This is a genomic window from Paenibacillus sp. CFBP13512, from assembly GCF_005233705.1.
Classification (GTDB): domain Bacteria; phylum Bacillota; class Bacilli; order Paenibacillales; family Paenibacillaceae; genus Saccharibacillus; species Saccharibacillus nuruki.
This window is the reverse complement of the sequence record NZ_QGAD01000007.1, coordinates 194,261-217,741: the sequence shown is the minus strand read 5'-3', so window position 1 is coordinate 217,741 and position 23,481 is coordinate 194,261. Positions and strand designations below refer to the sequence as shown.

At 38.4% G+C, this 23,481-nt stretch carries 21 protein-coding genes; 9 read left to right on the top strand and 12 right to left on the bottom strand.

Translation table 11 applies throughout. From position 1 onward, the window contains the following. The first annotated feature begins 45 nt into the window (after positions 1 to 45). From PaeCFBP13512_RS12665 to PaeCFBP13512_RS12645, 5 genes are all read left to right on the top strand, one after another. Positions 46 to 1,344 (top strand): hemolysin family protein, encoded by a 1,299-nt coding sequence (locus tag PaeCFBP13512_RS12665; RefSeq protein ID WP_137223471.1) that lies wholly within the window; start codon positions 46 to 48, stop codon positions 1,342 to 1,344. 74 nt (positions 1,345 to 1,418) lie between these two features. Continuing rightward, positions 1,419 to 2,498, top strand: a complete 1,080-nt coding sequence (locus PaeCFBP13512_RS12660; RefSeq protein WP_069329969.1) for a hemolysin family protein — start codon at positions 1,419 to 1,421, stop codon at positions 2,496 to 2,498. Between the two features lie 149 nt (positions 2,499 to 2,647). Beyond that, positions 2,648 to 4,303, top strand: coding sequence for a DUF6138 family protein (locus PaeCFBP13512_RS12655; RefSeq protein ID WP_137223469.1), 1,656 nt, complete (start codon positions 2,648 to 2,650; stop codon positions 4,301 to 4,303). Positions 4,304 to 4,569: 266 nt separating this feature from the next. After that, the gene (locus tag PaeCFBP13512_RS12650; RefSeq protein ID WP_137223467.1) at positions 4,570 to 6,105 is read left to right on the top strand and encodes a methyl-accepting chemotaxis protein; all 1,536 of its coding nucleotides are present in this window, start codon (positions 4,570 to 4,572) and stop codon (positions 6,103 to 6,105) included. Positions 6,106 to 6,253: 148 nt separating this feature from the next. Next, positions 6,254 to 6,799: a DUF1697 domain-containing protein gene (locus PaeCFBP13512_RS12645; RefSeq protein WP_137223465.1), complete on the top strand. Its 546-nt coding sequence runs from the start codon at positions 6,254 to 6,256 to the stop codon at positions 6,797 to 6,799. Positions 6,800 to 6,839: 40 nt separating this feature from the next. Here PaeCFBP13512_RS12645 and PaeCFBP13512_RS12640 read toward each other — a convergent pair whose 3' ends face one another. From PaeCFBP13512_RS12640 to PaeCFBP13512_RS12610, 7 genes are all read right to left on the bottom strand, one after another. Further along, complete coding sequence (locus PaeCFBP13512_RS12640; protein WP_137223463.1) at positions 6,840 to 7,913, bottom strand: leucine-rich repeat domain-containing protein; 1,074 nt, start codon at positions 7,911 to 7,913, stop codon at positions 6,840 to 6,842. A gap of 16 nt (positions 7,914 to 7,929) precedes the next feature. Further along, positions 7,930 to 8,367 (bottom strand): DUF6678 family protein, encoded by a 438-nt coding sequence (locus tag PaeCFBP13512_RS12635; RefSeq protein WP_137223461.1) that lies wholly within the window; start codon positions 8,365 to 8,367, stop codon positions 7,930 to 7,932. 60 nt (positions 8,368 to 8,427) lie between these two features. After that, a complete protein-coding gene (locus PaeCFBP13512_RS12630) occupies positions 8,428 to 9,231 on the bottom strand; it encodes a hypothetical protein (protein WP_137223459.1) in 804 nt (267 codons plus the stop codon). A 45-nt stretch (positions 9,232 to 9,276) separates the two neighbouring features. Next, on the bottom strand, positions 9,277 to 10,050 hold the full coding sequence (locus PaeCFBP13512_RS12625) for a hypothetical protein (protein ID WP_137223457.1): 774 nt from the start codon (positions 10,048 to 10,050) through the stop codon (positions 9,277 to 9,279). A 175-nt stretch (positions 10,051 to 10,225) separates the two neighbouring features. Next, entirely contained in the window at positions 10,226 to 11,851 is a 1,626-nt protein-coding gene (locus tag PaeCFBP13512_RS12620) for a DUF1593 domain-containing protein (RefSeq protein ID WP_137223455.1), read from the bottom strand. A 228-nt stretch (positions 11,852 to 12,079) separates the two neighbouring features. Beyond that, a complete protein-coding gene (locus PaeCFBP13512_RS12615) occupies positions 12,080 to 12,823 on the bottom strand; it encodes a TerC family protein (RefSeq protein WP_069329978.1) in 744 nt (247 codons plus the stop codon). A 475-nt stretch (positions 12,824 to 13,298) separates the two neighbouring features. Then, entirely contained in the window at positions 13,299 to 13,709 is a 411-nt protein-coding gene (locus PaeCFBP13512_RS12610; RefSeq protein ID WP_069329979.1) for a DoxX family protein, read from the bottom strand. 215 nt (positions 13,710 to 13,924) lie between these two features. Here PaeCFBP13512_RS12610 and PaeCFBP13512_RS12605 point away from each other — a divergent pair, with 215 nt between their 5' ends. Beyond that, positions 13,925 to 14,455, top strand: coding sequence for a helix-turn-helix domain-containing protein (locus PaeCFBP13512_RS12605; RefSeq protein WP_069329980.1), 531 nt, complete (start codon positions 13,925 to 13,927; stop codon positions 14,453 to 14,455). A 170-nt stretch (positions 14,456 to 14,625) separates the two neighbouring features. Further along, positions 14,626 to 15,255, top strand: a complete 630-nt coding sequence (locus PaeCFBP13512_RS12600; RefSeq protein ID WP_069329981.1) for a YfbR-like 5'-deoxynucleotidase — start codon at positions 14,626 to 14,628, stop codon at positions 15,253 to 15,255. A 66-nt stretch (positions 15,256 to 15,321) separates the two neighbouring features. On the opposite strand, the gene PaeCFBP13512_RS12595 is transcribed toward PaeCFBP13512_RS12600, so the two are convergent. The 4 genes from PaeCFBP13512_RS12595 to PaeCFBP13512_RS12580 form a co-directional block, all read right to left on the bottom strand. After that, positions 15,322 to 15,783 carry a hypothetical protein gene (locus tag PaeCFBP13512_RS12595; RefSeq protein ID WP_137223453.1) on the bottom strand — a complete coding sequence of 154 codons (462 nt, stop codon included), beginning with the start codon at positions 15,781 to 15,783 and terminating at the stop codon, positions 15,322 to 15,324. Between the two features lie 40 nt (positions 15,784 to 15,823). Beyond that, on the bottom strand, positions 15,824 to 17,137 hold the full coding sequence (locus PaeCFBP13512_RS12590) for a hypothetical protein (protein WP_137223451.1): 1,314 nt from the start codon (positions 17,135 to 17,137) through the stop codon (positions 15,824 to 15,826). Positions 17,138 to 17,289: 152 nt separating this feature from the next. Next, complete coding sequence (locus PaeCFBP13512_RS12585; protein ID WP_137223449.1) at positions 17,290 to 17,601, bottom strand: hypothetical protein; 312 nt, start codon at positions 17,599 to 17,601, stop codon at positions 17,290 to 17,292. Positions 17,602 to 17,756: 155 nt separating this feature from the next. Next, entirely contained in the window at positions 17,757 to 17,972 is a 216-nt protein-coding gene (locus PaeCFBP13512_RS12580; RefSeq protein ID WP_241669364.1) for a MerR family transcriptional regulator, read from the bottom strand. 667 nt (positions 17,973 to 18,639) lie between these two features. On the opposite strand from PaeCFBP13512_RS12580, the gene PaeCFBP13512_RS12575 reads away from it, so the two are divergent. Beyond that, positions 18,640 to 21,471 (top strand): hypothetical protein, encoded by a 2,832-nt coding sequence (locus tag PaeCFBP13512_RS12575; protein ID WP_137223447.1) that lies wholly within the window; start codon positions 18,640 to 18,642, stop codon positions 21,469 to 21,471. A 21-nt stretch (positions 21,472 to 21,492) separates the two neighbouring features. Further along, a complete protein-coding gene (locus tag PaeCFBP13512_RS12570; protein WP_137223445.1) occupies positions 21,493 to 22,044 on the top strand; it encodes a hypothetical protein in 552 nt (183 codons plus the stop codon). 596 nt (positions 22,045 to 22,640) lie between these two features. Here PaeCFBP13512_RS12570 and PaeCFBP13512_RS12565 read toward each other — a convergent pair. Beyond that, entirely contained in the window at positions 22,641 to 23,282 is a 642-nt protein-coding gene (locus PaeCFBP13512_RS12565) for a cell wall hydrolase (protein WP_069329987.1), read from the bottom strand. Between the last annotated feature and the right edge of the window lie 199 nt (positions 23,283 to 23,481).

The following is a 23,481-nucleotide window of genomic DNA, read 5'->3' as shown; positions in this document are numbered from 1 at the left end:
GCTTTTTATACTTTTGGAGGTGAATCCCTTTTTTAAGGGAAATAATTGGACATTATTACGATCATTAATTTACTTATACTTGCTGTTTTAATTGTGTTAACTGCGTTTTTTGTTGCATCTGAATTTGCTGTAGTCAAAATTCGAATGTCTCGAATCGATCAATTGATCGCAGAAGGTAACAAAAAAGCTCATTTAGCTAAAAAAGTAGCAAGCGATCTAGACTATTACCTTTCTGCTTGTCAGTTAGGGATTACAGTAACAGCACTTGGACTTGGAGCGATCGGTAAACCTGCTGTAGAACGGTTAATGTATCCTGTGTTTGACCTATTAAATGTTTCTGCTGCAACAGCTTCGATTGCTTCGTATGCGATTGCTTTTGCTTTAGTCACCTTTTTACATGTCGTTATTGGAGAAATGGCTCCCAAAACGTTGGCGATTCAATTTTCGGAAAAATTGACGTTAATGCTTGCTCCTTCTCTTTACTGGTTCGGTAAAATTATGAATCCTTTTATCTGGGCTTTGAATGGTACTTCACGCGTATTGCTTCGTTCAGTTGGTGTAAAGCCTGCTGGACATGAAGATATCTATTCTGAAAGTGAATTGAAGATTATTATGACTCAGAGTTTTCAAGGCGGCGAGATCAATCAGACTAAGCTAGATTATATGGAAAATGTGTTTTCATTTGACGAACGGGTAACCCGCGATATTATGGTTCCTCGTACTGCTCTGGTTACACTTGATCTTAATATGACAGAAGAACAGATTATTGCGACGCTGGACGAAAATTATTATACTCGTTACCCGGTGACAGAATCCGGTGATAAAGACGTGATCTTAGGCGTAGTTAATGTTAAAAAAATGTTGCCTCATATCGTGGCAGGTCGAGAACATCAATTGCAACAGTTTGTACGCACTCTTCCTTCGGTACAAGAAGCAACCCCTATTCAAGATGCGATGATTCGGATGCAAAAAGAACGTGTTCATATGGCGCTCGTTATTGATGAATATGGTGGTACTTCCGGTGTGATTACAATGGAAGATGTATTGGAAGAACTGGTTGGCGAGATTCGGGATGAATTTGATGATGATGAAGTCGCTGATATTCAACAGATCGATGACCATCAATATCTGATCAATGGACGTACATTATTGAATGAGTTAGAGAAGCAATTCGGGATGACTTTTGAAAATGATGAAGAGATTGATACGATAGGCGGTTGGATTCAGCATTATAAAGGAACCGATGTGCAAGTCGGTGAACAATTAGAAGAAGACGAATCTGTCTGGACGGTTACAGAGAAAGACCATTTACAGATCAAGCAAGTACGACTAAATAAAATATAATCAGATCGGTAGTATATCGTATATTCACAAAATTATAATCACGCGGAGGTGAATCCCTCATCTGAGGGAAATCATTGGACGGAACAATTGGTTTAAATTTATTTTTAGTAGCTGTATTTATTGGCTTAACTGCTTTTTTTGTAGGAGCAGAATTTGCTATTTTGAAAGTCAGAATGTCTCGAATTGATCAATTGATCGCCGATGGTAACAAAAAAGCAGTACTGGCGAAAAAAGTAGCCCATGAACTTGATTATTATTTGTCTGCCTGTCAGTTGGGGATTACGATTACAGCGCTAGTCTTAGGGGCGCTCGGTGAACCGACAGTTGAGAAAATATTGCATCCGTTATTTGATCAATTGAATGTACCTGCTGCGCTATCTACTGTGCTCTCGTATGTAATTGCATTATCTATTATTACATTCTTGCATGTTGTTATCGGTGAATTGGCACCCAAAACATTAGCAATTCAATTTGCGGAGAAAATGACATTATTGTTGGCACCTCCACTGTACTGGTTTGGTAAAATCATGTATCCATTTATCTATATTCTGAATAGTTCGGCAACTTTGTTACTACGTATCTTTGGCATTAAGCCTGCCGGTCATGATTCTGTATATTCTGAAGAAGAATTACGCTGGATTGTGGATCAGAGTTACGAGAGTGGCGAAATTAACAAAACCGAGCTTAGTTATTTGCAAAATATATTTACATTTGATGAGCGTACATTAGAAGAAATTATGATCCCTAAAGCTCAAATCGCTACGCTGGCGAAAGAAATGCCACTTGCAGGTATTATTGAGATACTGGATGAATATGAGTACACTCGTTATCCTGTGATCGACCTGGACGAACCCGATCATTTTATCGGATTTATCAATACCAAAGAATTATTAACGGCTGTAGCCGCAGGTCGTGATTACAAAGTCGCTGACTTTATTCATAAAATGCCCCATTTTCCATCGACTTCTTCAGTGAAAGACGTATTGATCAAAATGCAACAAAGCCGTGTTCATATGGCGATTGCTATAGATCCATCCGGTCACACTGTAGGTCTAGTGACGATGGAAGACATTTTAGAAAAAATTGTCGGTGCGATCCGTGATGAAGCAGATACTAGCGATCTTGTTTTTGAACCGAAAACGACATCATTTTAATGGCATAGTAATATAAGCAGTACCATAAAAGGTCTCTATATCTCATAGAGACCTTTTTCTTTTGTATTCATGAGAGCCATAAGATCATTCAAACGGTACATGGTATAATAAGCAAATCATAATCAGTGATTAATCAAGGAGGTTATACTTTGAATCCACATATTGAACTTTTATTATCCGAAACATGGTCACAGATCGAGTCATTATATCTGAAGGAAAAAAAACGTATCGATGCATTCAAATCATACCATTCATTACAAGCAGGATTACGTGATTATCTCAAAGTTGGTTACCGCAAAGGAACAGCAAGCTATAAGCAAGGCTCCTTTTTTGTAGAGATTGAAGAACCTTTTTCTTGGAGCGATTCAGCCTATACATGGGAAAGTGAAGTCTCTATCGATGAACTATCTTCTAATCTACTCAAAGAAGAATATGCTCCTGCTCTGCAACAACGTCTGTATACGTTATTTATGTCCGATGAATATGGAAGCCATTTTTTTGATTATCGTTTTGAGCTTTGGTTTGAATTTGAAAATGAACAATCCGAGCAATTGTATATACATAATGAGCAATGGATCAACACATCCAAATTAACAACATTGCAACAAGCACTAGATCATTTTATAAAGGATAAAGTAACTTCTGATCTGCCTGTATTACCTAAGGAAAAAGATTTATTTTTCTTTGCCAAATTAATGTTGAATAAAGATATTATCCCTACCGATGTAGAACGTGTTTCTTCTTTATTTGACCAGCTTGATCTGAAATTATTTAACTTTAGAAGTCTGTACAGTGATTGGCAGTCTACATCTACGATGGCTTTACGCTTTTGGGCAAATGAAATCTTTTTACCTACCTATTTCGATGCTGAAAGTGAATATAACACCACATTACATCTCAAATCAGCAGAAAGTCTTCCTATGGTAGATGAAAAAGAGTTAGCGTTGTTTATTTATGCTGCTTTACGTATTGGCAAACAGGATGCCGAACAACGGAAAACATATCTAGAATACGCCGTTCAGTTGCATTCAGAACAAGCTCAACGTTATCTTCGTCAAGGCAGTGGCACGATAGAAAGCGAACGCAAAACCGACCTTTTCCATGGTAAAGCTAATGACATTTTACAATTGATACAGATTAAGCTTACTGCTGAAGATGAACCACATTATCGTGAAGCTCTGACCTATATCTGCGATCTTTTGCGTGCCGATTTCCCACGTGAATATGTACTGAAGTTCAGCAGTAAACAAAAGAACTTTTTACCTATTAAAGGATTAGCTAAGTCTGCATTACATCGCTTTTTCGCTAATGCTTTGCAGTATAAAGAATTGCATCCCTTGATTGCGGAGTATGGTGAATTGGCTTTGCAAGAATTCGCATGGTATAACGATGTTGAAGCTGGCGAGAAATCGGTGATGCCTGGAACGTATGCGATATTAGGTCTAGGGCTATACAGTACCGATTATTCCCCTCTGCTTATCCGTTATATGAAACTGGTGGATACAGAACATCAATCTGCACAAGATCATTATCCAGCGGCTCTAGTAGAAGCTCATGGGATGGATGCCTCATTTGTACCTACATTAATGTCTGTGCTGTTAGCTAGTAGTGAATCGGCTAAACCGCTCAAAGGCTGGGGTGATATTCTGGAGAAAGATGAGCTTATTCTTGCATGGGATACTCAGCTTCAGTCCTTAGAAGATTATCAACGTGATCAGGTATTGTATCTACTCTGTGGCAATTCCGCCAAACAAAAAGCTTTTATGCAAAAAGCAGAGCGTCTTCGTTCTTCAACCCATTCCTAATCAACTTCATATGTATGTATATCTACCTTTTATCTGTGCTGAATTTAGCAGGATGAGAGGTATTTTTTTGTTTTTCTTATTTTTTTCATTTTAGCTATTTAAGTTTGTGCCTTAAGTTCCGATATACTGTTAGTAGTAGAACTTTTGAACTATAAATATAATCAAAAAGTATACATAAATACTAATTTTTATACATAAAAGTAGTGTATCTTTTTATTAAATAGTACTATAGTCGCTACATATACAATTATAAAGGATGGGTATAGATGACTCGCAATGATGAGATTATTTGGCAGAGAAACAAATTAGTAAGTTATATGTTGTGGGCTATTACAGCGATCAGTGCAGCATTAACAGTACTTGTACCGGATTTACTATTTTCTACATTATTATCTGTTCTAGTGACTGGCTTGATTACAGTCGCCAACTTAACTAAAAAAGGGATTCACATTATCCCCTGGGTAGCCACGGTTGCCGTCATCGCAAGTGGCATTTATGTTAGCCGTGATTCTGTAAGTACAGTGCAAGGTATTCTAGTCACTGCTCCACTATTGTTATATCCAAATAGTAAACATTATAATATTTCATTTGGCGCTTTATTATTGTATTACATCATCAAATTAGTCACAGGTACGCAAGCTGATCCTATGGTATTCTTCAACGATATTATCAATATTACGATGTTTATTGTTACAGGTATTATTTTGATCACAGTTTCTCGTATGAACAAAAAGCTATTTACAGCGAGTGAACAACGCCGTAATGAAGTCGAACAATCACAGACCAAAGTAGAAAATATGCTACAACATGTCAAAGAAGCAGTTAACGGTTTGACTGTATTTACCGATCAATTTAAGCAAAAAGTAATCAGTACAGGTTCTATCACTAACGAAGTTACAATGGGATTCAATGAAGTGGCTAAAGGTGTAGAATTTCAAGCTACCAATGTCGCTGAAATCTCTGAATCGCTAGCTATTTCAGATCAACATATTCAGGACGTTGCTTCCTATTCGTTACAGATGAAAGAAGTATCTGCTCATATGGCGACTCGTACAGCGACAGGTAGCACCACAATGGAGCATCTTAATACACAGATGGTTGATCTGTATGAGAAAGTAGATACCACGGCTGAAGATATGAAAAAATTCAGTGAAGAAAGTGCATCCATGACTGTGATTTTAAATGGAATTTCTGATATCGCTCGTCAAACCAATTTGCTAGCTCTAAATGCAGCGATTGAATCGGCACGTGCAGGTGAACATGGTAAAGGATTTGCTGTGGTTTCGGATGAAGTACGTAAGCTAGCTGAACACTCCGGACAATCTGCAACTGATATTGCTTCTATTTTATCAAGCTTACAAGATCGTACCAAGACACTAACCGAGCGATTTGATCATATTCGTAGTTCACTTCAAGAAGGTCGCAATGCAGTGCAGACAGCCGCAGAAGTATTCCGTCATGTGAATACCAATTCTCAACAAGTACTGACTCAAGCTACTGATATTGAAAATAGTTCAGTAACCATGAAGCAATCATCTACTAAAGTGGTCGGAGAAGTTAGCGAAATCTCAAGCCTTACCGAGCAATCTAGTGCAGCTACAGAAGAAATTCTAGCCAGTATGGAAGAACAGCATCAACTGACTCAGAATATGGTGTCTAGCTTTGGTGAGTTGGAACAACTGATCGTAAGTCTGAATACATTAATATCTGAAAGTGATCATGCGGTAGCCCCTACACCGATCTCGTCTAAAGTAGTAGCATCACAATCATCATCGGCACCATTAGCACAATTACCCGCTTAATATCTGGATACAACAAAAAAGGCTGTACTCCTTTATCAAAGGAAGTACAGCCTTTTTGACTTGAATAAATATTCTCTTGTAACCTTGAGATAACACGTTACACTATACATACATCATTATCATTTCTGATACGGAAGAGGTAGAATGTATGATTTATATTGCTTTACTACGTGGTATTAATGTAGGTGGTAACAACAAGATCAATATGAAAGCACTCCAATCTACATTTGAACAAGCAGGTATGCGTCATGTAACTACTTATATCAATTCAGGCAATATTATATTCTCCCACTCTACTCTCACGCATAGTGAACTATCTTCTATTCTAGAGCAAGCTATAACCACAGACTTTAATTTACAGATCAAAGTTATGATTCGAGATATGCAGCAAATGCAGACCGTTCTATCACAAATACCGGAATCTTGGAGCAACGATGATCAGATGAAAAGCGATGTCTTTTTTCTCTGGGACGAGATTGATAACGAATCGATCATAGAAAAGCTTCCTCTCAAAGCTGGTATAGGCACACTGATCTATATTCCGGGAGCGATTCTATTTGCTGTTAGCCGTGAAGATGCTACCCGGAGTCAAATGAATAAATTAGTAAGTTCCAAACTCTATCCATTGATGACCATTCGCAATGTAAATACCACTCGTAAAATAGTTCAGTTGATGCAAGCTGTACAAGAGTAATCCGATTGCAAAAGTCTACAACAGATTGCATCCTGATCTATTAATTCTCATATGGAAATTCAAACCACCAATGTTCATGATGGTGATCGCGTTCTTCCAGTGTATTCTTTTTGTGATAATGGTGTAATAAATGCTGAAATGTATTCATTTTTTTAGCATTTTTCAAATGAGCATATGCTCGTTTCACTGAAGGATTTCTCATTAAGGGTTCATACGCTTCTGGTGCCATTTCCCAAGCTTCCCGATGAATAAATTCGATCAGTGCAGGCGCATATTCTAACGATTGAATATCTTTTAACCCTTTCATGCCGATCAATTCAATTTTTCGTAAACTGTGTAGTTCATCCAGAGTAGGTAATGTTGTGATATGAGGCAAAGCTTCTAAATACAAGTATTGCAAGCCTTGCATAGCAGAAATGAAATGGATATCATCTAATCCTTTAATTTGAGACAGGCGCAGGTATTTAATATGCTGTAGACGAGCAAGGGCTTCAAGCTGACGAGTACCTCCAAAATGAAGATGAAGCGACCATAATAACTTCAAGTCTGTTAGAAAATCCAAATCAGATACAGAAATCGATTGCAATACCAGTTGTTCTAATGTTCTTAATTGACCGATTACTTCGATATGCTTGGGATGACCGTCTATCGAAAGGTACGTTAGCTGTTCAAATCGTGCTAACACTTCCAGATCAGGCTTTTTGGAGGATGTGGAGCCAAGTTCTAATGACTGAAGGTGGGCAGGAATCTGCGACAATAGTTCAAAGCTATCAATTTGTTCACACTGTAGACTGAACTCCTTTAATTGTTGAAGTGTAGCTATCGACTGAAGATGAGCGATCTCTCCTATGCATTCAATAGACAGCTTTGTTACAGTAGGCATATGTTCAAGACATTCAAGATCGCATACTTCATCATAAAATCCATATATTCGCAAAGTCACATCGGAGCGCTTTGCAAATAATAGATCATTTAGATAGGTATACGTATTTGCACCAAGTGGATGATTATATTGAACAATACGGAGTTCAGGCATGTGACAGAGTTCTTTTATTTCTGCTGGAGTCAATTCTTTTGTCACTTCAATAACACCTTCACGAATCTGACTGTACATAGATGTTCACCTCATCTTAATATCCTAGTTGTTCAAATTCTATGGCTGTGGCATACCCGTATATCCAGTAATCCTGTTCTTTTTTCAGATAAGGGATACGTAGTCGTTGTAATAGATTGACCCATTCTGCTTCAATATTTAACAGAGTCGGTTCGGTATACTTTCCTGTATGTTCAAGCAAACGTGGCTTTACTCTTACCCATTCGACATTGTACCAAGCTGTACTCAGACTTTCCCAGTCCCCTAGATAAAATACATCTTGCTCGAACACTAATGGATAAGGTTCTGCTTCTAAAACATACTTGTTCTGAAAAGCAGGAGGAAAACGCAGTTCAAGATAGATCGCTTCTTTGAGCTCATTCCATCTCGTATGATTCATGACAGAAGTTAGTGAACGTTGTTCCACTTCTGCGATAACTTTTTGCTTATGTATCTGGTCTGGATCGGCTTTCATACAGCTATTCCTCCTTTGTCTCTTCCAATCAGTGGATGATAAGGTTCATACTTTATTCGCTTATAAATACGTTCCAAAATAATAATGAAGCATAGAGGAAGAGTACCGATCTTCACCTTGCCATATAGCCACCGAATTGAAGTCGCCAGAACCTCCGCGTAATTTGCGTGGTGTATCTAAAGGAACCAACAACCCTGCATAACCCCATATTTCCATTATCACATCACGTTCATGTTTATTAGCAGGAAAAAGGTCTTTCCAGCGTTTTTCTAATTTGCGTGCGCCTTCATCTTCATTACATTCCTCTATCGCTTGTATCATTTGCTGTAGTATAGCTATATCCTCCGGGGTCACAGTGATGGCAGTATGATCCTGCTCCATAAATAATTTTAGATCCAACCAGCAATACAGCAAGTGATTCAGACGAATTCCACCCCATTTGATCCGTTCAAAATTCAATACATTGATATCTACATCTGTATACTGATCATCTGACATGAGTCGATTAAAATTACAATCTCCACAACTGCTCGTATTCGCATGTACAGCACGTCTTTCTCCATACGTATGCAGTGGAAGGTTATGTGTTAATGCCCAGCTGGATAAGACACTACGAAAATGAGTCTGGCGGGTAGATAAGCTATGTAAAAAGGCGCGAACCACTTGTTCTTTGGTAATCACTTCCTGATGCCATCGGTGTATATCTTGAATGATACTATCATGAGTAATCGTTAACAGATCGAACATCGCTCCTTTACTTTTAGCATAGTCAAATTCTTCACCTGTAAAAGAAGTAGGACGTGGCTTCCATCCTTGCGCTGACCAATACGTTTCTAGTAAAATCTTTTTCGCTTTTTTATCCATTGTGTTCTCCTTTAGATTTCAAATGAATTGTGCTGATCTTTATGGCTAGAGTACGACTGAATTGACAGCACCTTGAGCACATTGTAACAGTGCATGATATAACTGTGCAGAAAGTTGATTGTATGATTGCTCTAATTGACGACTATGCGCGCTATTCGCTGGTTCATCATTCCATGATCCCATACCACCGAATACCCATGCTTTGTATACAGCATTCAGTAGAAGATACGCTTCTTCGGCATAGACTTCAGGTAATTCAAATGTAAGCTTAGGCGCATTCGTAGCATCCGTTAACATCACAATAGCGGGATCAAAAAAGTTCACTTGCCAGAACCTCTGATCTATCTGCTCCGCAAAATCAGAAATTTGTTGTAGTGCATGTTGTAAATGATCTATATATTCACTTAATGGCTTAAATGCATGCTGTGATTGTTTGCTCGCTTCATAAGGTTCTGCTGTATAGGATACGTCCCATGTGACTTTAGCAGGAAGCCGATGAACTTGCCAACTCGGTCGCCATAATGTATCCAGAGCGGTTCCTATCGTTCTGATTCCTATCGGCGTCCCTCCACCTGCGAACCCGCTACTTTGCCAGGATGAAGATGGTGCAGGGCTACTGACTAGCATCAAGCGCTGATACCCTGTTTCTCGTAAATACTCTAGCCATTTGATCCATGTCCAGCTTTGTTCTTGATACTTAAATTGAACATGTATACTTTCATGTTGGGTCAGCTCAGGATGAGTAGCATCAGTTCCTCGTATTAAATACGCATTGCCTAATGCTGTAATCAATAATTGTTGATGCAATTCACCATTCATACCGCATCTCCTTCTATCATTAAGGATCTTAAAGTCGTTATATACACTTAATGCTATTTAAACATGCAAATGATTCTAAATTATTGATCTGTATATTATTACGGCTGGAAAGGTATATTATCGCACAGAATAAGCCCACGATAAACGTGGGCTTGGTCATACTGATCAAATCATTTTATTGTACTGTAATAATCACACGCTGATAATGTTTGAGTTGGTGTTTGCCATGATCTTGTACTTCAGCAATGATATGAATCGTATCGCCTGATTGGGCATCTGTTGGAACGGTGAAGCTTACCGTATTTGTATCTTTACCTGCTAAAGCAATGGTATCTACTTTTTCACCTGTCGCTAATTGTTGATGAAGTCCAAGCTGTAGGTCGCCTGCCATATTCGGTTCTACTTGTTCTGGTGTCCCTTTGAAGTCTTGATACGTATCAGTTTCAAAATATCTCCACCATTGGTATGTCAATTTATCGCCATCAGGGTCTGTTCCTTCGGCATGTAACGTCATTACTTGTCCCGGCATAGCTGTAAGGTCTAATCCTTCTTTAATCGTTAATGTAGGATTATGATTCGCGTCTGCATATTGATCCGCGATAGCCCAATCTGCACGAGCTGCAAAATCATTTTGAATATCATCAAACCAGCGCATTAATGAATATTCAGCTTCATATTGCTTAGTATAGATATCATAATCAAGAACGGTGTTGCGGTACAACGTATCACTTACTTGTCCAAATCGACCACCCCATCCTCCATAGCTAGGATCTTCCATACTACGTAGACCATTATCGATTAGATAGAAGAACGAAGGAGAATCCCCTTCTGAAATAAAATCGTACTTTTTGTACTGTGGATTTTTGGCTAGATACTCTGCACTACCACGTTGTTCTTCTGCAACTTCCCCATCGATCATTTTGCCATCGCCCATCAGTGCATACATATCCAGCAATGTACCATGATCTTTTTGAATATGTTCCACATTCCATGCCCCTTGCAACTTATCGTTTACTTTATCGGTATGCATTTTCCAAGCATACGCAAAATGCCAGAAATTCGATTGGTCATTGATAATACGAATGTTGGGCCACTTTTTGGCAATATAATTGTTATAGCTATCATCTTGATCCAAAATAATATACAAGACTAACTTATCACTTACTTTTTTCTGAATATCTGCCCACTCCGCTGTATCTTTATATTTTTCTTCAATCGATTGGAGTGCTCTTGCTGTCGTATTGGTTCCACCCCATGTCTGTACATATAGATTGCGCTCATCATCGTCTAAAAATAACTGTTCTAGAAATGTAGAGCCTTCGGTTACTTTTTTCATTTCGCCTTTATCTGAAATATTACCGATCTTGGTCACACTGCGAATATAGTCAGGAGTAGGATAACCTTCTGCCTGTTGACTTAAGTTCGGATAAATCTCTTCATAAGCATCCGTCATATCCGATACCCACTGTGTTCCTGTCCAGCGGAAAGGCTTAATTCCCGCTTGTTTGTCTCCTGCATAATGATACATAGAACTGGTTAATACAACGCCTTCCAGATCCATTTCATTCGCATAGAGCAAAAAGCGAATGACCGAGTTCATATCATCCACCTCACCATCGGTAGTGATGACTGTTCGAGCTTTAGACGATTGATTTGGGGCAGGCGTAGCGACTGTAGTCTGTGTATCTGAATTCGTCTGCTGCTTGGTTCCTGCTTGAGGTTGTGCTTGAGTACAAGCCGTTAATATCCATACACATAGTAGACTAACTATTCCCACTTTGAGCCATTTTTCTTTTTTCATGATAAGTCCCCTTTTCTAATTGCTCATCAGATACCATGACTGAGAACGAAAAAAAACCTAAATACATGTAGCACCCCATACGTGTGGGCGATACATATACTTAGGTTTTGCCTGCATTATCAGTCACAATCCGTATCCGTACAATAGCATGTTCATTTCTAAATGTAAACGGTTTATATCTAGATAATAAAAAAAACTCCTCTGTCGTTATGACAAAGGAGTTCTTGATTATACTTTAGCTTTATTTACACGAATACGGTTGATTACAAATGTAATTGCGAATACAACAACCAGAAGAACAAAGAATGTAGCATGTCCCATATGGTAAATACCTGCTGTATCTAGAATCATTTTAAGTCCGATAATAGCGATTAAGATAAATGCTGCATTTTCAAGTTCAGGAATTTTATCCATCAATTTCAGGATAAAGCCAGCAACTAGACGCATCATCAAGATACCCAATAGTCCACCTGCAATTAGAATCCACGGGTTAGGTGATACAGCAAATGCTGCTAGAATGGAATCGATAGAGAATGCGATATCCATCATTTCAACAGTAATGATTGTACGAACAAAAAGGCTCATACCTGTCTTAGCAAGTAATTTCTGTAAACCGCCTTCTTCTTCACCTTCATCATCGCCATCTTTACTTTTGAATTTATCCCAAAAGTGTTTGATCGCGATCCAGAGAAGATAAGCCGCACCGATATATTTGACCCATGCGATCTGCACGAGGTAAATACCGACTCCGATAGCAATGATCCGGAAAACGTAAGCTCCCCATAGACCATACAATAATGCTTTTTTACGTTGATGCGCAGGCAATTTGTTAACGATTGCTGCTAGAACCAACGCATTATCTGCGGATAGCAGACCTTCGATAATGACAAGGGATAAAATAAAGCCCCAGCCTACAGGTGTTGCGAATGCTTCTAAAAATGTACTCATTTCAAACAAATGACTATACGTCATTACCGCACAACCCTCTCTCTTTTTTCTGGTATGTTTAAAAAAATCAGATGAAGAAAGATATGATTCATTCTTCGATCTAGCACACTCTATTTATATTCGTGATTCCTATAAAACCATAAATATACTACATATTTCCTTATTGTCAATCTGCCGACATGAAAAATTATATCATATAAACATGATTAGCCAAGTATAAAAAATGAATATATTCTACTATCATTTTGGGCGAACAAAATAGAGTTAAAGCTGATTGGTTATTCAAATGATCTTTTTTACATATAAGAAATGCAACTTTTTGAATAATACGTTGTAGCCGGGTAAATGGTTTCTTTTTTATTTAAAAAAAGAATATGTATACCTTTTTTTCGAAGATTATGTATATCGGTTAGAAGCTATATACAGCTAAAAACCTCTATAACCATATTGCTATGATCACAGAGGTTTTTGATAAAGATGAGGATTACGCTACATTTAATTAGCGATTCGTTGACGACTTTTTAAATAACAATCCGTCTACTGACCAGCTTCTTGTATTTGCTACAGCTAGATAGAGCGCAATCACAATATAAGCGATATCTAATTCGTAGCCTGCCATTTGACCATTGCCCATTAGACCAGCAGATAACTTCGCTGTAAAAATAGCACCTAACAAAATAATAATAAATACGATTGAGATATAACGTGTCAATAAACCAATAATCAACATAATACCGCCAACCACTTCGATCGTACCTACAACGTAAGCCATAAATCCTGGAATGCCTAGACTTTCAAAAAATCCAGCTACATTTCCAAAGCCCATTTGTACTTTGCTCATACCATGTGCCAGGAACAAAATTCCTAATACGACTCTCATAATAGTTGTAACGACGTTAATTTTCATCATCATACATCTCCTTTTATCTTCTAATAGTTACTTTTATACTGTAACTTTTATTTTGTAACTATAAAGCAATACAAACAGAACTGTCAACAAAAATATTATTATTACCAATAAAATATTTCTATAACTAATAAAAAACAATGGTTTTAGTTGCTATACTTAATTACTTGTTGTTACAATAACTCATAATATAATGTAAAGAAATGCGGGGTTATATAATGAATATAGGAGCTATGATTCGTTCGATTCGGAAGCGTAAAAATATAACAATTGCAGAAATATGTAAAGAAACCGGACTATCACAAGGATTCATGAGTCAGGTAGAAACGAACAAAACTTCTCCTTCGATCAATACATTGGAACATATAGCACAGACGCTTCAAGTGCCTTTAAGCTATTTACTCTTACAGCAAGAAGAACGGATGCAAGTGATTCGCAAAGAAGAACGTGAATTGACTTCAAGCGGCCCTGACCAGCTGAAAGTCTCTCATCTGGGTCATACCTCGAATATGCGAATGATGTTAGTGGAAGTTCCTCCAGGAGCTTCGACAGGAGAAGTGCCGATGGCGCACAAAGGAGAAGAAGTTCATCTTGTGGTTAAAGGAACGATTTATGCAGAACAAGGTGAAGATCAATTTGAATTGCATGAAGGCGATTCATTTAGTTGGAATGCTTCTGTCCCTCATCGGGTTAAAAATATCGGGGAAGATACGGCTGTTGTTCTTATTTCAGTGTACAAAGAGAAATAAATTGTAGATCATAACCATTTATTTCATACTGCGTTAATACCCTACTAACATATGAACATTATAATTTAGCTTATCAATACTCTTGCTGAATATTTACATTTTTTTGTGAAATGAATGTAAGTGTTCATCAAAATCTACTACTTTGATGTAGCTAAAGGATGGCTTATATTATGGGAATTCATGCGTATTTTAGATCACTTAATGAATTAGAACGCATTATTCGTTGCCCGGGTAAATTTAAGTTCGAAGAACACAGTGTATCTGCTCATTCATGGAAAGTGGTGCAGTATGCCAAAACACTAGCAGATATTGAAGAAAAGCATGGTGTCACTGTCGATTGGAAAAAGTTATATGAGATTACCAGTAGTCATGATTATGGCGAAATCTTTATTGGAGATATCAAAACACCAGTGAAGCACTCTTCGATGGAACTGCGTAAGCTGATCCAACAAGTCGAAGAAGGCATGGTACAGCATTTTATCGAGGAACATATTCCGGAAGATTTCAAAGCGATATTCCGTCAACAATTACGTGAAGGTAAAGACGAATCCGTTGAAGGTTTGATTTTGGAAGTTGCGGATAAAATGGATCAGGTGTATGAAGCTTTTGCAGAGTTACAACGTGGCAATACGGAAAAAGAATTTATTGTGATGTATCGTAATGCACTGGTCAAAATTAAGCATATCAAACTGCATTGTGTTGATTATTTCCTTGAAGAGATTTTGCCGGATATGGTGAATGAAGAATCATTGTCTCCGATTGATATCAAACGCATTACAGAAGAAGCACTGGCGTTATAATCCAGCACTTCCCCTGCTCTCTTACTTGTATGAGAGTTTTTTGCGTTGTATACATATAGCATTCTATTACGTATAGGTAATACTTATCGAGGAACTAGCAGAACGAGGATCATAAGATGAGCTAATGCTGCCATAGGCTACCTTATATTCGATATAAGGATAGGGCTTAGAGCGCCGAACATCTGGTTCACGTTCTAGTTCTTGGCGGAGCAAAGCATCATGTTCTTGCTTGCGTTGCGACTCTTTCGCTTCCGTCCAATCGTCCCATGATGTACCATATTGATCATCGTCAATACTCATAATTACACTATCCAATACTGAATTTTTAAAACATAATGCTAACGAAAATAGTTTAGAGCAGATAGGAACATTGTGAAAAGAGTACCATACATAACCATTATTCATATCCCGAATTTCTGTAAAATAATCGCTATACCATTGAGATTGTAATACTTCTTCTAACGTCAGTACTGGATATATTGCTCGTTCTTGATTCACCTCTAATTCGCCTGCAATCCAATTGCTCATCAATAGACTCCTTTCTCTATACTGTACATCTTCACTTTGATTACCAGCGTAATGGGATTTGATCTTTCCAAAGAATCCAGCGACTGGTTTCACTTATCGGTGCTGTTCCAATGGTATATTCATCTCTTACTCCACTTTGTAGATCAATCCAATGTGCCATACCGCCATGCGTTCCTACAATTAACCAGTTTTCATCAGAAGATACAACAACACCTACAATCGTACTGCCTACAAAATAACGCCATATTTCTTGTCCATCATGATCGATCAAGCGCAAGTATCCATAAGCATCGCCTACAATATTACCGGACGGCAATGAAGCTCCTGCATAGACACGCATTTCTTGATCCATCAATGGTAATTCGTCTTCTTCGTTGATCTCATCTTGTTGAATGTCTGTAAGATCAACTTTAATGGTGGCTCCATTATAAAAATGACAGGCATTGTACCAGACACTCTTATTGTCTTGTGTAAATAAACTATAATGCGGATAACTGGATGCCGGTTCGAATTTGTGTATTTTCTGCGTATATGTATCTAACAAGCAATGTTCACTCATCTGGCTACCATAAGCAATCCAGCGACTATCTGATGATACTGCGCCATGCGCCATATCCAGTGATATCGTTGTATACTCTTTTCCATACGATTCGATCTCTGCTAATTCAGGCGATAGTAAGACTGCTTGTTCTCCTTCAATTAGATAAATACCATATCCGCTAACTAGCAATACTTTGGTTCCTTGGGCAAATGGAATAATATCGATCAAAGTCTCAACCGGATAGATACTATCGGCGAGCGATTCCCAGCGCGATAATTTCTTTTTCAGCGTCTGTTGAATATGTTCCCAGCTAAAATAAGCGGTATGATCTCCATTTAATACAAGATCGGGGTTATGTACAACACTAATCCCTGCTGCCGTGACTTTGGCTATATATTGCTGGTCAGGAGATATACCTAGTCGAAGAATATTAGGAATTTCGATTAATTGCTCGCTGTTGGCTAAATACAACTTCGTATGCTCGCGTGTATTACCTGCTTGAACAATAGCATAATCCTGAATACATCCGATGGGACATACCGGTTGCAATTGCTCTTCAAAATGAGGCGTAATTGGTGAAGATGCGGGTGGAACTTGTTCATGTAGACGCTCTATATCATCAGCTTGATTAGCCGCTATAATCATTTCCATCACATCAGATGCCAATACCGGACGCTTATCTTCTTCCGGTTCGTCTTGAGGTTCCTGCCAATCACTTGCTATACCGATACGTACAAATTCATTAATAGCATGTGCATACTTTTTACCTTCTTTTCTCCATTGTGATGCTACTTCTGGATGTAACCAATCCATACTACTCATCTCTCTTTCTATTCAGTATTTCTTTATTATCTCAAAGTTCTACTCAAAATAAAAATAGCCCCAACGAGGATTAGGGCTAAATACAATATATATCGATCCTTTTGATAGCAACGACTCACAACGTTTTGTAGCTCGCATTCGATTCACTTGAGGTGCAATCTAGGTTTGGCGTAGTCTTTGAATGCCTGAATAAACAAAGAAGGATCTTCACGAATCATATATGAAAATACACCTTTACGCGTATGCAAATAAAAGAAACCTTCCCCATCGCTAAATGTACGATAAGACATATCAAATACATCCAAAATAGCAAATTCTCGGCGATGAGTCGTTACTCGATCTTGATATAAAATAAGCATCCGTTCATCAATCCAATGCTGTTGTTCCAGTCCATCGCTTTTGCGCTCGATTTTGCGTTCGACTTTGTAATAAGGTTGTACTGCAATTTGATTCATTTCACCCCTCCTTAGCGAGAGAATACAAGTCTATTGTATCTATTACCCAAAGTATTCGGAATGACGAGAACAATATAATCACTTTAGCAGTAATCAAGTGGATACGACGATCAATGATAGCACTGTCGCCATAAACAGATCGAACAACGCGCTGCCTATAAACGAGATGATGCAGGCGAATATAACGGCTTAGTCTGCTTTTGGCTACGATAAAAACTGCCTTGTTTCAGGAATTTTTTCTCCGTGGCAGTTGAGTGGTTTGTATCAGCGCTTCGCTTTTCATCGTTTCGTTCCAGTACGAGTTCTTCGTAATAACGAATCGTTCGTTTAGTAAGTCCCGTCTCTTGGGCGACTTTGTCGATTTCGAACACGTTGATGATGTCCCCTTTTCAAATATGGTAACTTTTATATATTTAATCATATACCTTAATAAATTTAACGTTATTGTTAAATTTAAAACAAATAAAAATTGCACCCGCACTGCGATACGCCAATACAGCAAACCATCCAGATATTTTGTTGGAGCCGTACGATTCAATGCCATTGTTCGGCATCGACTTGAAGCAGGCGATAAACACAGCCAGATAGGTATTGACCCTACACGAAAATGAACCAATGCTCATATACAAATAAAGCAGTCCGATTCCTCCCCTTATCCGGCGGTAAGAGATATCGAACATATGGATCAGCACAAATTCCCGCGATGCGTGGTAATCTCGTGATACAGATCTATCCGGCGCTCCAATGCGCTACTTTCCTTCGCTAACTTTGTGCTACACCTGATAATAAGCTTACGAAGAGCTCCAGTCCAACCATTGCTCCCTCTTGTTTAAACAAATGTTTATATTTTACTTTTGACACAAAAAAACTGCAAAAAATCCTCTCTTTTCAATTTATTTCAATATTAAGTAATTAATTTAGTTATATTTATAATTATATTCTAAATTATGTATTATTTTCCTACCAAACTATGTATTAATAGATTACACTACATCGAGTTCATATACGATTTTCAGATTCAAAAAAGGAGCAAAGTTCATGTCATTGATTAAAAAAGTCGTTTCACTTACGTTAGCTATGCTAATGATTGTGCAGATCGCTAATCTGCCTGTACCGATGATTTCTGCCAGTTATGCAAGTTCATTACCGGATACAACAAATGCCCAAGTCAAAATGATAACCTGGTTGGCAAAACAACAGGATAAACCTGAGTATGAGATGAATATCCAATTTTCACAGAACTATTCCGATTCGTATTTGGGCGAAGTCAAAGGTCATGTAGAAGTAGACAAATTAGCTTCCTCAGACTGGAAAGCTTATCCTTATATCGCTTTATCTAGCACTTATACTATAGGAGAACCCTCTTCTATTCATGGAATATGGACAGATATCAGTAATCCAAGCGATTACAAAATCGCTGTATATGATAAAACAGATATTGAATATTTCAAAAAAGAAGTGTCTTTAAATTCTAATGGTACGTGGGATGCCGGAGAATTGACGCTTCGCGGAAATTTGTCAGTGCATCTTATGACTGCGGATGGAAAAATCGTTTGTAGTTTGGGCGATTCAAAAGTAAATATTAACTCGAAATATCAAGTTTGGGTATATGCCGTATCCGATGTACCTTATGTGCAAGCCAAAATCCCATTACGAAGAGATGGATCGTTTGTTTCCCAGCCGGTGCCTGTATTCAATGCTGACCGCGATATTGTGGATTATTATCCAACAGTACATGAAGGCACAAAAGTAGCTAGTTTGGTGAAAATCGATCATGGAGAAGTAATTACGTCTACAGAAATTCCAATTTATAATCTTGTACGCTCTTTCCAAGTTCCTAACGATGATCCTGATCGAATTGCCAACATCAATAGAAGAAGCTGGATTTATGATGATGCTCTTGCTGTTATCGCTTTTTCTATGGCCGGCAATCAAGACAGAGCATCAAAAATTTTATCATCTTTACAGGTTTTACAGGAAAATGACGGTTCTTTAGAGTTTGCATACGACGTTTATTCAGGCAAACTGGACACGGCTAAAAGATCCGGGGCGATAGCCTGGGTTGGATACGCAGCTGTTGTGTATGAAAAGTATTTCGCCGATTCAACCTATCGTCCCTTTTCCGAAAAAATCGCAAATTATTTACTTACTATGCAAGATAAATCGACTGGAAGTTTTAAAGGTGGCCCCGATGTAAATTGGTATTCGACAGAGCATAATATCGATTGCTATTTCTTTTTTCGAGATTTATATGAATTGAGCAAAAAACCTTATTATTTTGATGCCGCAAAAGCGGTCCGCGATTCGCTTACAAAAAATCATTGGAAGGCATCCGAAAAGCGTTTTTATCAAGGATTAGGAGATGATGCCTATGCTTTGGATACAAGTTCATGGGGAGGGATTTTTGCCCATGCTATCGGCGATGAATCTATGGCACAAGCCTCAATGGATACTACAAATCGATTTTATTTAAGCGGTCAGAGCCTTTCTTCTAGCACTGAAAAAAACTCATACAATACTTCTTTCGTTTCGCAGGCTTCATTATCCGGGTATAAACCTTACTTAAAAAGCTCATCGTATCCCGATGCACCTGATATCGTTTGGTCTGAAGGGACATGGGGAGTCATTGCATTGGGTTTGAGATTGAATCAAGATGTAAGTCCTTTGACTCAATCGATGCTGAATATGCAAGCGGCTAATCCTAGCGGAGCCATGGTTTATTCGAATAAAGGCTATGCTCCTTATCCTTATGAATTTCATGTCTGGTCTTCGGTCGCTGGTACAGCTTGGGGATACATGACACTTAAAAATTTCCGAGGATTCTGGGAAGAAGATTCAGGAACTTTTAAACAAGAGATCGAAGAACGCGAAGCAGAAGAGTTTGCTGAAGAAGTATTTCGGTTCTACTATCCTCCTTCTAGAGGTGATTCACCTTCATCATCTGCAAACACCAAAGTGACACCTGAAGTCGCCCTAGAGGTTTTGAAAAATCTGTCCAAAGGCGAACCCGCGTGGAAGCCGGAACTTTCAAACAATGGAGGTTCGGCATTTTTTGTACTGGAAGGCAACCCCTATACTGGTATTGATAAAACGAAAGATTTTCAAATTGATGTTAAAATCAATATGCCGAAAGATGTGCTTGTTTTTGATGAGACTGCGTTACTTGAGATATATAATAAATATAAAGATGCTTCTAGGACTGAAGCCGAAACAAAAATTAAATCCTATAGATTACAACAAACAGGTAAAGCTATTGATGCAAAATTAAACTCAAAAGAAATGAATTTAGTAGCAAAAACTCAGCATAAAATTGCGGAAAGATTAATGTGGAATGAAGTGGGAGAAAAAGTTAGACTCTCTACATCTAAAGTTGGAGAAGTTATACTAAATGGTAGCCTATTTTCGAAAACAGGAAATGGTAAGTTTGCAATAGTCGCAGATGCTTCGAAAATTCAAGTTGACGGTGGAATTACAAACTTAACCAGACTTATCAAGGAACGCGGAATTGTAGCAGAACCTGCATTGATTGAATCTGCTGAAGCTTTAGCTAAATCGAATCAATGGACGGGAATCGTGAACAATGTTTTTCGTTATGGAGGTAAAGTATTAATTGTAGTAGGCGTAGGAGCTGATATTTACAAGGTTTATGTGGCAGAGGATAAAGTAAAAGCTATCGTTGAATCCACCGGAGGCTGGACAGGAGCAACTGCCTCAGCAACTGCTTTTGCGGCTTGGTGGGCACCTGCGGATGTAGCGGGACCTTGGGCATGGGCGGCACATGGAGTAGGAACGCTTGCAGCAGGAGGCGTGGGCTATTGGGTCGGATCTGAAACTTCGAGAACGATTTATGAACTTGTAGTAGAAGAATAATATGTTGAAAGGAGATTATGTATGCTAAGAAACGATAGAGATACAATTGTAGAGGTTCTTAAATATTTATGCGACGGACTTAGCCCATTCCAAAAAATGGATTCTGTTGAGGATTTTATTAAAATGCATACGGATGTCTACGATACTTTTGGAGACGATTCGTTCGATATTTTAATTGATATTTTATTACATCCTCCCGAGCTAGGACGTATTGATCCGAATGATTTTGAATACGAATTACAAGAAGCTCTTAGCGCGGTTGGACGTAGAAACCCTCGCTATGCTCTAGATACAATCGAGGATCTGCTCGGTATCAAAAGTATACGGCTTGTCCTGATCAATGTGATTGGTGGACTGAAAAATGAAAACGGTTTGTTTCTATTGGAGTCTTTATTGCAGCCGTCGGCAGAATCGGATCTCTTGGCGGAAGATGAACTCATAGGTGTGGCTTGTGCAGTCGATGAGATTAGAGGCGAGAAAGCTGTTGAACTTTTAGCAAAAATGAAAATAAGATATCGCAATCATTCATCTGATCTATTGGAATATATTGAAGATGGGTTAAACGGATATTAGAAGCTTGTTTTAAGTGATGAGGAAAAGCCTAATAGTTCTTCTCTTGAACTATCAACTTAGAGATGATGTCCTTGCTGGGCTTATCTGGATCTGAGAAGCGATTATGCTCATGAATTCCTCTTTTTAGCCTCTGAGCTTCTATGCACGAGCCTTTCCGCTTCCTCAACGTAAAAAAAGCCCTGCCAGTTTGTCAGGCATACGCGGTATCAGCCCGTACAATCGAACGCCCAGACCGAAATAGCTTGGAATCTCAAGTTATTTCGGTCTGGGTGTTTCTATCATTCGTACAATCTCGCAAACAACTTTTTGGGATCGATTCCATGAGGCATCGACCAGTAATTTATGCTGACATTTCGATAATAGAATATTTTCCATTTTGTCATCGATCATCACATCCCTACTAATAAATGTTTAGATGTGATTAGAATAATATTGCCCTTCTTCCACTTAATAACCTATTCATTCAACATTTGGCAAAATAATATATCTTCTACCTACTCATCGACCTGAAGTCTAAAGCAAAAAGCCGCTTTGCTTTTCTACACATATAGAATCAGCAAAACGGCAATTAAATTATATTGTTTATCTCTATTGAATTAGTTCGTAAATGTATGTTGACCTAAAGAAATCACTTTAGGACGGGCAATACTCCAGCTAGACGTTGCAATCTTAGGATTGTAATAGTAAAGTGATCCGTTCGTTGGATCGACACCATTCAATGCTTGTCTTGCTGCATCATAAGCTCTCTGATTCGGTCTCATTCCGTATTGTCCATCTTGCACTGCTGTAAATTGTCCGGGTTGTAAAATAACAGCAGAGATCGAATTAGGGAATTGATTTGATTGCACACGATTCAACACGACTGCACCTACCGCCACTTGTCCACGGAATGATTCTCCACGAGCTTCAGCATAGATAATTTTAGCTAACATATTCAATGAGTGATTGTTGACTTTGCCTGACGGGTTAAGCCTTTTCATGGTTGCAGGGCCTACAACTCCGTCTGCTGTTAATCCATGATCTCTTTGAAAATTTTTAACGGCTTTGCTGGTAATTTGACCGTAATAACCGGTAACGCCAACATGAAAATATCCGCGTGAAGCCAGTTGCTCCTGTACCTGACTTACTTGTTCATTTTGCATACCTTGTGTCAGCATCAATGCATGGGCTGGCGTAGCCACCGTAGCTGTACCGAACAAACATGCACAAGATATAAGAAGAGCGGGTAATTTTTTCATCTTTTGAGATAACCTCCACTTTGATTTTCTGACCGGTTCCATATGCCGGGCTGTCCATCCGAGAGACGTTGATCCGCCTGAATCGAATATACACGCTCCAAACGGAGAATGTAACGCACTAAAGGAGTGGGACTAAGCTGTATTAAAGCATCGGTAGGATTCTAGCATATATTTTTGTGAATAGCAATTTAATTGCTAA